Annotated in this window: 10 protein-coding genes and 1 pseudogene; 5 read left to right on the top strand and 6 right to left on the bottom strand. The window is 54.3% G+C overall.

Features of this window, described 5'->3' with window-relative positions; genetic code table 11:
* Position 1: 1 nt before the first annotated feature.
* The 3 genes from CHN51_RS06005 to CHN51_RS05995 are packed head-to-tail and all read left to right on the top strand — an operon-like array spanning position 2 to position 3,306.
* Positions 2–1,810: an acyclic terpene utilization AtuA family protein gene (locus CHN51_RS06005; RefSeq protein ID WP_100093216.1), complete on the top strand. Its 1,809-nt coding sequence runs from the start codon at positions 2–4 to the stop codon at positions 1,808–1,810.
* Positions 1,811–1,824: 14 nt separating this feature from the next.
* The gene (locus CHN51_RS06000; protein WP_206170008.1) at positions 1,825–2,640 is read left to right on the top strand and encodes a TIGR03084 family metal-binding protein; all 816 of its coding nucleotides are present in this window, start codon (positions 1,825–1,827) and stop codon (positions 2,638–2,640) included.
* Positions 2,641–2,649: 9 nt separating this feature from the next.
* Complete coding sequence (locus CHN51_RS05995; protein WP_164089008.1) at positions 2,650–3,306, top strand: Crp/Fnr family transcriptional regulator; 657 nt, start codon at positions 2,650–2,652, stop codon at positions 3,304–3,306.
* Between the two features lie 11 nt (positions 3,307–3,317).
* Here the strand turns inward: CHN51_RS05995 and CHN51_RS05990 are convergent, their stop codons facing one another.
* The 3 genes from CHN51_RS05990 to CHN51_RS05980 are packed head-to-tail and all read right to left on the bottom strand — an operon-like array spanning position 3,318 to position 7,146.
* On the bottom strand, positions 3,318–4,805 hold the full coding sequence (locus CHN51_RS05990) for a tetratricopeptide repeat-containing protein (protein ID WP_346426333.1): 1,488 nt from the start codon (positions 4,803–4,805) through the stop codon (positions 3,318–3,320).
* Positions 4,806–4,816: 11 nt separating this feature from the next.
* Positions 4,817–5,575 carry a hypothetical protein gene (locus CHN51_RS05985; protein WP_100093213.1) on the bottom strand — a complete coding sequence of 253 codons (759 nt, stop codon included), beginning with the start codon at positions 5,573–5,575 and terminating at the stop codon, positions 4,817–4,819.
* Complete coding sequence (locus CHN51_RS05980; RefSeq protein ID WP_100093212.1) at positions 5,575–7,146, bottom strand: toll/interleukin-1 receptor domain-containing protein; 1,572 nt, start codon at positions 7,144–7,146, stop codon at positions 5,575–5,577. The genes CHN51_RS05985 and CHN51_RS05980 overlap by 1 nt, the downstream gene beginning before the upstream one ends.
* A gap of 541 nt (positions 7,147–7,687) precedes the next feature.
* On the opposite strand from CHN51_RS05980, the pseudogene CHN51_RS05975 reads away from it, so the two are divergent.
* Positions 7,688–7,972, top strand: a pseudogene (locus CHN51_RS05975) (transposase); the annotation flags it as partial.
* A gap of 296 nt (positions 7,973–8,268) precedes the next feature.
* Positions 8,269–9,291, top strand: a complete 1,023-nt coding sequence (locus tag CHN51_RS05970; RefSeq protein ID WP_100093210.1) for an MraY family glycosyltransferase — start codon at positions 8,269–8,271, stop codon at positions 9,289–9,291.
* A gap of 19 nt (positions 9,292–9,310) precedes the next feature.
* Here the strand turns inward: CHN51_RS05970 and CHN51_RS05965 are convergent, their stop codons facing one another.
* From CHN51_RS05965 to CHN51_RS05955, 3 genes are all read right to left on the bottom strand, one after another.
* A complete protein-coding gene (locus CHN51_RS05965) occupies positions 9,311–9,676 on the bottom strand; it encodes a hypothetical protein (protein WP_123906255.1) in 366 nt (121 codons plus the stop codon).
* Positions 9,677–9,997: 321 nt separating this feature from the next.
* Entirely contained in the window at positions 9,998–11,164 is a 1,167-nt protein-coding gene (locus CHN51_RS05960) for a hypothetical protein (protein WP_100093208.1), read from the bottom strand.
* A gap of 29 nt (positions 11,165–11,193) precedes the next feature.
* A complete protein-coding gene (locus tag CHN51_RS05955; RefSeq protein ID WP_164089005.1) occupies positions 11,194–13,332 on the bottom strand; it encodes a polysaccharide biosynthesis tyrosine autokinase in 2,139 nt (712 codons plus the stop codon).
* Between the last annotated feature and the right edge of the window lie 7 nt (positions 13,333–13,339).

The following is a 13,339-nucleotide window of genomic DNA, read 5'->3' as shown; positions in this document are numbered from 1 at the left end:
TATGGCGGACAAGACTATCCGCATTGGCGGCGCGAGTGGTTTCTGGGGCGAAAGCGCCATGGCCACTCCGCAGCTGCTCGGTGCGGGCGTGGATTATCTGGTCTATGATTATCTCGCCGAAATCACCATGTCGATCATGGCGCGTGCGCATGCCAAGGATCCGGCAGCAGGCTTTGCCGGCGATTTCATCAGCGCCGTCCTGAAGCCGCACGCGAAGGCCATTGCCGCGCAAGGCGTAAAAGTCATTGCTAATGCCGGCGGGGTCAATCCGGCCTCTTGCGGCGAGGCTGCGCGCGCGCTGATCAAGGAACAGGGCCTGGACCTCAAGGTCGCGGTCATCACCGGCGATAATCTGCTGGGCGAACGGGATGCCATCGCTGCCGCTGCACCTACCGAGATGTTCACCGGCGCAGCTTTTCCGGACAAGGAAAAAATTGCCAGCATCAACGCCTATCTCGGCGCTTTCCCGATAGCCAAGGCTCTCGCCGAGGGCGCGGATATCGTGATCACCGGCCGCTGCGTCGACAGCGCGGTGACGCTCGGCGCCTGCATCCACGAATTCGGCTGGTCCACAAACGACTATGATCTGCTCGCCAGCGGCAGCCTCGCAGGCCATCTGCTCGAATGCGGGCCGCAAGCGACCGGCGGCAATTATACCGACTGGGAAGACGCCGGCGACATTTCCAATATCGGCTATCCTATCGGCACGGTTTCTTCCGACGGCTCCTTCACCGTCAGCAAGCCCGAAGGCACCGGCGGCTGCGTGACGGTCGGCACGGTGTCGGAACAGATGCTCTATGAAATCGGCGATCCGCAAGCCTATATGTTGCCCGATGTTGTGTGCGATTTCTCTGATGTAGAAATCACCCATACCGGTCCGGATATGGTCCGCGTCTCGCCTGCAAAGGGCTATCCGGCTCCGGATCATTACAAAACCTGTCTGACCTATAGCGAAGGCTTTCGCGGCGGCACCTATATCAGTTTCTACGGCTTTGACGCCGCCCGCAAGGCGCAGAAATTCTGCGACAATGTCTTCATCCGCGCCAACAAAATCCTGCGCGGCCATAATCTCGGCGACTATAGCGAAACCAGCGTCGAGCTGATCGGTGCGGAAAGCCAGTTTGGCGATTATGCGTCCGGCCATGAACCCCGCGAAGTGGTCGCGAAAATCGCGGCCAAGCATAGCGAAGCCGCGGCGATCGGCATCTTGCTCCGCGAACTGACCGGACTGGGCCTTGCAACGCCACCGGGACTGGGCAGCTTTTCCGGCGCGCGGGCAAAGCCGTCGCCTGTGGTGCGGCTGTTCTCCTATCTCACGCCGAAAGATGCCGTGACCGTCACGATTGATGTCGACGGCAAGACAATTGCGTTTGAGGACGCCGAAGGTCAGGCTTTTGACCCCGACGCCATCGTGCGTCCGCAGCCGCCGCAATCCCCCGATGAACCGGCTGATCCGGTCACCGTTCCGCTGGTCCAGCTCGCCTGGGCCCGCTCCGGCGACAAAGGCAACAAGGCCAATATAGGCGTTATCGCGCGCGATGTAGCCTATCTGCCCTATATCTGGGCGGCACTCACGCCAGACTCGGTTGCCAGGCGTTTCGCCCATTTCATCGAGGGTGGTGCCAAGGCGGCGAAAATCGAAAAATATTATATGCCCGGCTCACACGCGATCAACTTCCTGATCGACGCGGTGCTCGGCGGCGGCGGTGTTGCGAGCATCAGAAATGACGCGCAGGGCAAAGGCTATGGCCAGATATTGCTTGCCCATCCGGTCACCATACCGGCGGAACTCGCTCAGAAACTGAATTGAAAAGGACGCAATCGATGATGCAGGAAGCCCGGGATTTCAAGGACGAAAGCGACACGCTGGCAGCCGTGCTCGCCGATGCGGGGGACGACGTCTTTGCGACCATCACCCAGTTCAAGAGCTGGACGATAGAGGATGTCATCGGCCATCTGCACATCTGGAACGCGGCGGCGTTGATGACCCTGCAGGATCCGGATGCCTTCAAGCAGTTTCTGCACGACATGATGGCCGCCTTCAAGACCGGCAAGGGCCATATCGATGTGCAATATGAATGGCTGGACAAGCATGCCGGCGGAATCCGCGGCAAGGCGCTGTTCGACGCCTATTGCGACTATTATCCGAAGCTCGCCGCCGCTTATGGCGAGGCTGATTCCGAACATCGTGTCGGCTGGGCCGGACCGGACATGACCACGCGCTCCAAAATCATCGCCCGCCAGATGGAAACATGGTCGCACGGGCAGGAGATATTCGACATATTGGGGCAGCAACGTCAGGATGGCGATCGCATCCGCAATATCGCCCATCTCGGCGTCACCACCTATGGCTGGACCTTCCGCAATCGCCGTCAGGAACCGCCCGCACCGAAACCCTTCGTCCAGCTGACCGCACCATCGGGGGCTGTCTGGGAATGGAATGACCCGCAGGATGATAATATGGTAAAAGGAAGCGCGGTGGAATTCTCGCAGGTCGTGACCCAGACCCGCAATATCGATGACACTGCGCTCGAGACTGTTGGCGACACCGCCCGCCAGTGGATGGAAATCGCGCAATGTTTCGCTGGCGGTCCGGAAAACCCGCCGGCAAAAGGAACACGGAGTGCCGTAACCAGCTGAATGGAGAAGATGATGACCACCAGCGACCGTATCGCCGCCCTTGCCGCGTTTTTTTCCTGTTCGCCGGAAGAAGCCGCGAAGGTCGATGCGGCGACCCGGCTGGTCCATTATCGCCACAAGGACATTCTGGCCCATCAGGGCGATCTCGGGGCCAAGCTGTGGATCGTGCTCGAAGGCCGGGCGCAGCTGCAGATCATTGGCATGGATGGCCAGACCAAATTGCTCGCTGCCCACGGCCCTGGTGAATTATTCGGCGCCTTCCCGCATGAGCGGATCGTGATTTCCGATATCGTGGTGCAGAACCGGCTCTCGGTCCTCGAAATCCCCACCGCAAAAATGACCGCCCTGTTGCGCGAGGAAGCCCGTATCGGCAGCGGCCTGTCAAGAATATTGGGGCGGCAATATAATGCGGTGCTCGACCGGATGGCAGCGCGCATAACCCTGACCGCCAATGGCCGCGTCTATGCCGAATTGCTGCACGAAGCCGGGGAGGAAGGTGAAATAACACCGCCGCCGGTGATCGCGGCGCTGGCCTTGTCCGCCCAGACCACGCGCGAAACCGGATCGCGGGCGATCAACGCGCTGGAACGGCGCGGGATCATCCGGCGCGACGAGGAGCGGCTGGAAATCCTGTCGCGCGGGCTGCTCGAGGAACTGGTGGTCTGAACCGCTTCCGCTCAGGCGAGGGACCATAGAGACAGCGGGCCGTGAGCGGTCTGCAATTCGCCGATCTCCTCGACCGCATGCCTGCCCGGTTCAAGCGTCAGGACCATCGCGGATTTATAGTCGGTCAGAGCCGCTCCGCCGCCCGAAGCGCGCGCCATGTCACCGGCCTGTTCCAGCAACGAGGCCGCAGGCCTTTGCGGATCCATGATATCGATGAGCAGGCTGATCCGGCTGTCGCTATTGTGCTGCAACAGCGACCGGCCGGTCGCCAGCATTTCCGCAATATTGGTTGAAATCCTGTACTGGCCATCGCCGGCAGTCTGAAACGCGCGGGCAGCTTCGGGAAGCTGTGACAGCACATCCCGGTCAAGATCCTCCACCCGGAGAATCGCGGCAACCTCTCTGGTCTCCTCGTCGGAGAGCCCGGTGATCGACTGGTGATCCGCCTTGCGGGCAACGGAAATGGCAAATTGATCGTGACCGGTCTCGGCCCAGACCAGATGTTGGTGGCGCGGTGCATCGCCGATCCCGGTAATCGTGAGCGCCTTCGGGCGGCTCTGCAGCACCCCGGCGTTGCGGACGCACTGGCCCATAGCCACCAGATCGGCCAGCTCCACCGCAACCCCGATCGACCGTTCTTCCTCGTCAGGCAGTTCGGCCAGCACATCGAGCCGGGCCGCCGCCTCGACCAGCGCATCAAAGCGGGCGAGCCAATGTCCGCCAAAAGGTGCAACCGACAATTCACGAAAGCGATCGACCGGATAGGGCAAGATGACATGAAGCTCCACGCCCGCCCTGTGCAGCGCCTCTGCGATCAATATGTCCGCTCCCGCCGCCAGCGCGCCAAAGCCGAAGCCCGGCTGTTCGCGTGCGATTATCGCATCGATATCCTGCCGGATGGTCGGGTCTGTCTCGTCGAGCCCGATGATGCCGCTGAAATAGAGGCTGGGCGGCGGACGGTGACGGTCGAGCCAGGCAGCGTCCTTCCCCTGCTCGGCAAGGATCAGTTCAAACTGGCCTATGGTCGCGGCATGATCTTCCCAGGCCCGGGGCAGTTTGCCGATCCCGTCGGCCAGCGCCGCCCGCGCCCCGGTTTCGTCGCCCAGCAACAGCAAGGCCTCCGCCCGCGTCGCGGCCCGCCAATAGGCATTTTCGCCCTGCTCCGGATCGCTTTCGAGCAACGCCAGCGTTTCCCGAGCCAGCGACCGCGCCCGCTCCGGCTTGCCCCCCAGCAGCGCCAGCGCGGCGGCATTGATCAGCGGATAGCTATCCCGCTCCAGCGCCGCTGCCGCCGCATATGCCTCCGCCGCTTCGCCATAAAGCCGGGCGCGGTCAGGCCCGTCGGCAGCCTTCGCCTGATCCTTGAGCAGACGGCCTTTTAGGGTGAGCGCCTTGCGATCATCAAGGCGTGCATCCCAGCCGGAAGAATGGAACAATGCCCACGCCCGCGCGGGGTTACCTGCGCGGGCGATTGAGAGGATTTGGTGGAGGGTGGGCACGCTATACTGCCCTAACCACCATCGTTGCCGCCAGGGTACCTCACGTCTGGGTCAATTACAATTGGGATCAGTGCACCGTCGTTGTCTTTGATCACCGTATACAGATTGAAGTAATCTTCATAATCACCATACTTAGATGCAGCTTCTCCATCAGCTGTGAAGTAAGCAATTACAGTGTCATTTTGTGGATTGTCTTCCTTTACGACAACTCCATTTCGATCCATCTTTCTAACATCTCCGTAATTTTTCGATGAATTAATGAATTTTTTTATAACGTCCTCATGATTTTTAGTTTCTTCAATATAAGACCAGTTTTTCTCCGGATTGAGCGCAAAAGCTATAAATGACTTCTTATTGTTATTTATCGATAGACCGGTGTCTATTTTGTTGCACTGTATAGTTCCATTGTGGCCTGTCGTTTTACATCGCTTCAACAACCTTTTCCATTGTCCTGGAGTTGGGTAGGGTGGACCATCAGCAATTTTCTTGAGATATGATTCAAAGTAATCGCGTTTGTCTTTGACCGTAGCTCCAATCAGTCGTTTGCTAACCATTCCAGAGAAATAAAAGTCGATGTATGTTGGACCCGCGCTTATATCTACTAAGTAGACCTGCCCATACTCGGGGTTCACTGCGGATTGATCTGGAATTGGTTCATCTGGAAAAAGCGCCGGCTTAAAAAATAGCCACGCAATAATCGCAGTTATAATTGCTCCTAGGCCGGTTATACCGACCAAATAATTCCTACTGTAAAGTTTTTTTTCAGACATTATTTTTTCCTTTCGGTATCTAATGCCTCAACGTGGGAGAACAGCAACTGCCATCGACGGTTGCCGGGGTCTTGCTTCAACAGTTCTCTCGCAAGAGACATCGATTCTTTTTTGATCACAGTCGCTTCATCGAATCTCCGAAGAGTCTTTAGTCCTTTGGTCAAAGATATTTTTGCTCGGATCAGCTCGTCCGTGACTTCGAAGTTGTTAGGTTCCATCTCTCTTAATTTCGTAAGAAGATCATGCTGGGCATTGTACTGCTTTAAAGAACCGTGTTTGTCGCCTTTCTTGTTCAACGCCTCTCCAAACCAAGCATGACGATTCGCAACATCCAAGATCGCTCTATTGTCGTCCGGCAAAATATCTCGAACAGCTTGCATCTCGGCAAGAGCTGATGAACAAGCTTCATAATCAATTTTTGAACGATCAGTTCTGTCCAGCGACAAAGTACAAAGATTACCTTCTGCATAGCCCAATTCACGAAGCCATTTAGGCAACTTATTGTCATGCTTGGACAGTAATCTTGCAAGTGATTTATACTCAGTCCAATATCTCTCCGTCGTCTCCCAATCCTTCTGCAAATAAGCAATATACCCAACCCAATATTCACTCTGCGCATGCCCGAAAATCCGGTCCGGGTTCTCCGGATCTCGCGCCAGCAACGCCTCCGTCACCCGATGCGCCTCGGTGAATTTCGCCAGCGCCTTGTCGAGATCGCCGCGCTTTTCGTCATCCTCGCCCATCGCGTGCAATATCCGGGCGCGGCGTTCCAGACTCTCGGCGGGCAGGTCGGACAGGTCGCCCTGGTCCTCATAATAGTCCATCGCCCGTTCGTTGACCTTGGTCATCACGTCGAGCCGGCCGACACCCTTCAGCTCGGTGCGCAGATCGGTCAGCATAAATTCGACCAGCCCCTCGGCTTCGGCCTGCTGATGCTGCGCCTCGTTGCGCGACTGGAGTGCGAATATCGTCATCCCGATCATCGCTAGCACCGCCACCAGCGCACCACCCGTGACCGCCATCACGCGGCGGATGCGGCGGGAGGCATCGCGCTGGACCAGCGCGTCGAGCGGGACACCGGCGATGCCCGCGACGATCTTCAGAAAGCCCAGCCGCCAGCCGTCACCTTCCTTGCGCAAGTCCGCCGCCAGCGGTTCGGCGCCGTCCAGCAAGGGCGGAGGGAAAGACTCCTCCGGTTCACCCCGTACCAGTGCCGCCAGCACCGGCCGGCCGGGGTGCAGCGCCCGGAACAGTTCGATTTCGCGGGCGACCCATTTCGAGCCCCTGGCATCGGGCGAGCAGATGATGATCAGCGCCTCGGACCCCGCCAGCGCCTGCTTCACCGATTCCGAAAGATCCTCGGTCGCCGGCAGGTCCTCACGGTCGCGGAAAATCCTACCGAGACGGCCATTGTCCGCATCTTCACTCTCGCGGTCCCGCAAATGCTGCGGCAGGCGGTATGTCTCGATTTTCCGGTGGAGCTTTTGCGCGATCGCGGCATCGGCATGGCTGTAGCTGACAAAGGCGCGAAAACGCACCGGTTGCGGATCAGATTTCCCTGCATCTCCCAATTTTGCCCCGCGATCGAATGTTCAGACGACATTTGCCCGATTGCTTCCGGTGGAAGGATATCGGTAATCGTGATGTCTGTCACGGGTTAAAAGTGCGGCCATCTACTACCCGTTATCGCAACAGTTTCGAATCAACAACAATAGCAAGACACCGACAATTATCAGCCTTGAATATGGATTATGCCGTTACGAGTTTCATCCTGACCGCAATGGTCGTCACGCTGAGAAAGAAAACCTTATTAGCCATACACCCAACATTCATAGTTATGCTGTGTCGGGGGCGAAGGGCGGTCTCAGGCACCCCTGGGAACCGGATGCCGTCCCTCCAGCGCTTCATCACCAACGCGCAAATGTCGACAATAACAGTGTTAAAAGATCGACCGGCGACACCCAGTCCGGCTAACCTTTATTTGCCAAGGAAATATGACCATTCGCCGGTCTCGATGATCCCCCACCGAGGCACGCCGAGTATTGCACGTTTCGGCTTTTAAGCGAAGGGCAGATGAGCCATCATATCGGTACAAAGCTCACATATCCCGCGCTGCCGGAACATGCCATCTGCATGCTTGGGGACAAAGGCTATGACAGCGAGGAGTATCGCGCCGCCCTGCAGGCCGGAGGCATCACGCTATGTATCCCGCCACGAAAGGGACGGATACTACCCGCTGGCTTCGACAAAACCCTCTACCGGCAGCGTCACAAAATCGAGAATATGTTCGGGCGCCTCAAGGACTGGAGACGTATCCACACCCGCTATGACCGATGCGCGCACACCCTCATGTCCACCATCGCAATCGCAGCTACCGTCATCTTCTGGCTCAGTTAAGGAGTCCTGACCCTAGGATGCATCGGGAAATGCTCGAATCGATGGCTCAGAAGGGGGATATAAGGAGACTTTTGATACAGTGCCTATCGCAGATATATGCCCGGCAGATCGAACTGTGTCAGCCCACCAGAATATGTCTCAAAGCCAAACAATCGGCCAAATATCCCTTTGAAATATCCCCAATACCCGATAAGTGAGGCCGACCTTCGCTAAATAGGCGTCCGTGAACGCTTTTTGATATGGTAACGGCTTACGGAGGGTCGCGGACATAGTTTCATCGACAGGACAGAGTCTCTATGACGTTAAATATTGCGGTGATGGTAATTGTTTCCTTCTTGTTGACCGTAGCGCTGATATCAACGGGTGGCGGCCTTGCGAAGAAATTGGGCTTGATGGATGTGCCGGGTGGTCGCAAAAAACACATGCAGCCTACTCCGCTGATGGGGGGGCTGACCGTTATTTTGATTATCTTGCCCTTGATGATCGGTTACTCCCTATTCTTTCCCAGCTATTTTCAGAGTGCCATTTTGGCGATTGCTACCGTGGGAGGCCTGATTGCAGCTCTCGCGATCGTTGATGATCGAGTCCATATATCGCCCATAATCCGTTTGGCTATTTCCGCCCTGTTCTTTGGTGTTGCGATGTCATTGGTTCCAGGCTTGCAAATTGGCGCTATCACCTGGGACGGAGGAGCCGGATACATATCGCTGGGGCGATATACCATCATATTGACTGTCTTGGCGCTGATCGCGTTGATAAACGCGATAAATATGGCTGACGGCAAAAATGGCTTGGTCACTGGCCTCTGCTTCGGCTTTTCGCTCATCTTGCTTGTAAGTGCGCGATCCGATCTGGCTCCGATCCTTGCCATTCTCGTCGGCGCTACGTCAGCGTTATTTGTGTTCAATTTGAACGGCAAGATTTTTCTCGGCGACGGTGGGAGCTACGGACTCGCTGCATTTGTGGGCATGTTTGCTATATATATCTATCAAAGATCGGACATATTGATGTCGGCCGATCAGGTGGGGCTAATGTTCATGATCCCTGTCGGTGACATGGCCCGGTTAATGATCGCGCGCATACGTGCCGGGGTATCCCCAATGAAACCGGATCGAAACCATTTGCATCATTTGCTGCAAGAGCGGATTGGATGGAGAAATGGATTGTTTACTTATTGGGGGATGGTATTTCTTCCGACCATAATCGCATTCACATTGCCATCGTCGAGCTGGGCAATGATTCTGCTTTCATTCGTCTGCTATTGTCTTGTCTTGGCATACTGCAAACGCGACAGAAAAGACGTTTTTCCCGTCGCGTGATCAAAGCACCTCCATCAACCTAATAATTTGACGCTTTGGAGCCGTGTTTCGCGCCCGCATGAAGGCTGGCACGCCTGTCCGGCTGATATTTGGTCCATATTCGCCTGTTTTGATATCCCATCCTCGATATCCGACGCACCGATCCTGTGGCCACCCCTCGTTCGTGGAAGAACAGGCGTTGCATGTTATAGGCGAGATTAACGAGCATGATCTTAGTTTCAGCACGCTCGATGCCGATGGTGGGAATATAAAGCGCCATATCCACTTTTTGCTGCGCGAAGACATGTTCGACGAATGCCCAGACCTTCGATTTGACACTGTTCGCCTTGCGTATGCGGTCCGGCATTGCTTTACCTCTGAGTTTCTTGCGGTAGACGCGGCTCACGCGGCCTTGCGCTTCAAGCCAACTGCAAAAATCGCGGTCTTGTTGCCCATCCGGGCAATAGCGGCGGGCAATGAAACACAAATTTATAATAACAGGAAACCACAGAGCCTCTGTGAATGCTGCCGCACGCTAGTGCAGAGATGATCGAAGGGACATAGCGCTGCAAAGCATATATATGCTGGTGTGATCCGATTTTAGATCATCGCAGTGGTAGCCTTGTTCGGCACTCTTGTACCCGCGATTTTCCAACTTCTCACAGGTTTCGCCAAAATTGATTTTTCCTGATCCATGTCAAACAGAAACAATGAAAAATTTGTCCAGTCAAAACGGTTGCGGTAAAATTGCAATTGAACGAATTTCACCTTTAAGGTCTGGTTTGTCCGACCACGCGCGTACGAATATCGAAATGTTGATCATTCCGCAATTCTCTGGGATGCTAGATACAGAATAGATACTAGGCGATTCTAAGAACGCTCGTTCGATCAGCGTCTCTTTTCTTTTTGCGCATTCCACGCGAATTTTAACATCTTTGAGCTGCCCTAGTGGTACCATATCATGTACTATTTTGATAACAAATGGCGAATTCGGACCGACAGTTAACCTTTCGGCAATGGTGTCAGCCTTTCCGCTTTTGACGAAGAAAACGAGCCGTTCTGGCTTCCCGCGGACTTCCGCACGCGTACTGGGATCATCTTTCAACTGCCAATCGAAAGGAGGCATGTTGGTGTTCCAATCGACTTTTTGGAATTTTCCGGCTGAACCGAAAGTGCCACCAGCAGATGGTTCAGAAATACTTTTATAAAGTGCCGCTGCAGGTTCTATTCGCCCTGTCTTAACCAGTGCACCAATAATTGCCTTATCGGTATCACGTTCTACCGCCACCTTATCAAACAGACCCATCCGTACCTGAGTCAGGTTTGGTAACGTATCGCGTTCAACAGAGGCAGCTCTCAGAAAACTGTCAGACCAACTCGGTTTCTGGCTCAGCGCCCGTACAAATTCCGGAATTGATCTTTCATCCTTTAACGCTTGTATCAAGATCGGAAACATTGTTCCTTGCTGCTCAGGATGAACGGTTAGGATTTGATTAAGCGTACCGATGCTGTTGAAAAAATCATCTCGCGACGCAAAAAGCAGAAGCAAGTTTGATTGTAAAAGAAGCGTCCTTCGATTGAGGTTAGACGCTGCCAGCAGAATCGCATCTTTTTTAGCGCCGTCCTCTTGAGCCAAGGCCAACATTGTCCATGCTGCTGGTGACAAGGGTTCTTTTGCCACAACCTTCTTGACCAAAGGCGCGAGAGATCCGCTCTCTTGGTGTTTCATACTGTTTAATGCAACTCGCTCCAACGCGAACCCATTTAAAGGAGAAGCGCTTGCAGCTAATGCGGGTTGGTCATTTGCCAAAACGTTCGTGAAGGCTTGCATTGCTAGAACGCTGCCTAGAATGATGCCTCCGACCGACAGACCTGTGGCTTTCACCCAATTCATAATTGTCGGGACAGCAAGTGGGTCACCATTCAACTATCGTGGTTGTCACCATAGCTATGGCCATAGCCATAGCCATAGCCATAGCCATAGCTCAGATTACGGTCATCGAGCTTGGTAACAACAGCACCGAATATGCGAGCGCCGCTTGTTTCAAGCCTGCCAAGCGCTTGTTGAATCGTACGGATTTTTCCGCTGTTGGCCTCGATTACAAAGACGACACCATCAACTACGGCAGCAATTTCAAGCGCATCGGCTAGTCCCAGCACAGGCGGACTGTCGATGAGAATATGATCGTATGTAGCGCGAAGCTTCTCGAGCAGCGATTGCATGCGCGGTCCAGCCAGCAGTTCAGCAGGGTTAGGCGGCTTTCGTCCACCCGGGAGAATATCGAATGGATGCGATTCCAATGATACAATGCTTTGCTGATAGTCGTCGCTACCGGCCAAAAACCCGCTCAACCCTCCACCTCGATTGGGCACAGTATTAAAAACTTCGTGCAAGCCTGAATTACGCAAATCGGCATCTATATACAGCACCCGCTTGCCCAAGTGTCCAAGACTTTCGGCGACAGCGATGGTGGTAAGCGTCTTTCCTTCATCCGGCCGCGTGCTTGTGAACATAAGCGTGGCGGGAGCCCCGTTATCCGTAAGAAATGTCAGGTTGGTTCTGGTCGCCTGATAAGCTTCGTTCAATTCAGATTTCTTGTCACCCAATTCTGCCTGAATATCATCAGCAGGAATTAATGGAATCAAGCCCAAAACAGGGAGATCAAGGACCCGTTTTACATCGGCTGGGTTTCGAATGCTTTGATCCAAGGTTTCGCGCAAGAACACCAGTCCGCCGCTGCCCAGTGCGCCGAATAAAAACGCCAACAGCAAGTTTCGGGATAGTGACGGTTCATACGGCTGCTTGGGAACTTCAGCCTTGTCGACCAAACTCATATTGTTTTTGCCTGCGCCAACGACACCTATCTCTTTATATCGCTGCAGCAGTGCATCATAAAGTTGACGGTTTGTATCGACTTCACGTTTTAATATTCCGTATCGAACGCCCTGTCCTTGCTGGCCCAGATACCCCGACTTAGCGCGATCAAATTCTCTTTGGAGCGCTTGCTCTTGTAGTAGCGCCTTCCGCAAATTCGCCTGAAGTTCCACTGAAATGTCATTCGAAGCAGCCTGCATAGAAGACCGTAGCGATGCCTCCTCTGCAGCTAGTGCAACGATTTGAGGATAAGATGGACCAAATTGAGACTTGAGACTAGCAAGCTTAGCCTGCACCTCGGATAAACGAGATTTCAAAACAGCAGATGCACTAGTCGAGTTAGCTGCCACCGCATTGGCCCGTAACGCGCTCTCCGCTTCGATCCGGGCTGCTGTAGCACGGGCCAAGTCTCCGCTCAACGCCGATAGTATAGATGAAGCCAAGGTTTGGCCGCCGCCAGTCGATCCTTCTTCGGTTGCTATCGGAGTGATATTTACAATCTCGTTTGCATTGGCATAGTCGATCAATTCCTGTTCGGAAAGTTGCAACTTTTCCCGCATTTCTGAAATTTGGTCTGCCAAGAATTTTTGTGCCTCGACGTTGGATCCAAATCTTTTGTCAAAATTTGTACCCAAAAACTCCTGCGCCCAGAGATTTGCGATTTCGGCAGACAACCTTGGATCCGGGCTGGAAAATTTGATATCGACCAAGTTCGAATTCGGTATTGGATCAACGCTAACATTCGCAAGTAAAATATTGGCTATCGTACTGTCCGAGACCCCTTTTTCGGCCAAGCCAAACGTATTTTGAAAATTCTCGTCTCGATTCAGATTGCCGGCACTGACTACCCGATCGGCAAGACTTCGGGATTGAAGAAGTTCGTATTGTGTTGCAAAATACAGCCGGTCTCCTGCGATATTTTGCAATTGTACATCACCAATATTGGTCGCGTCAGACTCAATCTGGCTGATTTCAATTCGAGCAGTTGACCTATAAAGGGGCGTGTGCAGAAGCGTCACGATCAGTCCGACGACGAGTGACAAAACTATAATGCCCAGAATCACGTATCGCAGGTTTATGGCTTGCTGCCAAAAACGCTCCAAATCATGGATGCTTAAGAAATCGGAATTTGCCGCCTCAAACTCATCATTGTCGCCACCTAATGATCTTGCTTGCTGATTGTTCATTGCCATA

Origin of the sequence: Sphingorhabdus sp. YGSMI21, from assembly GCF_002776575.1 — a bacterium.
Classification (GTDB): Bacteria; Pseudomonadota; Alphaproteobacteria; order Sphingomonadales; family Sphingomonadaceae; genus Parasphingorhabdus.
This window is presented reverse-complemented; position numbering and strand designations above follow the sequence as displayed.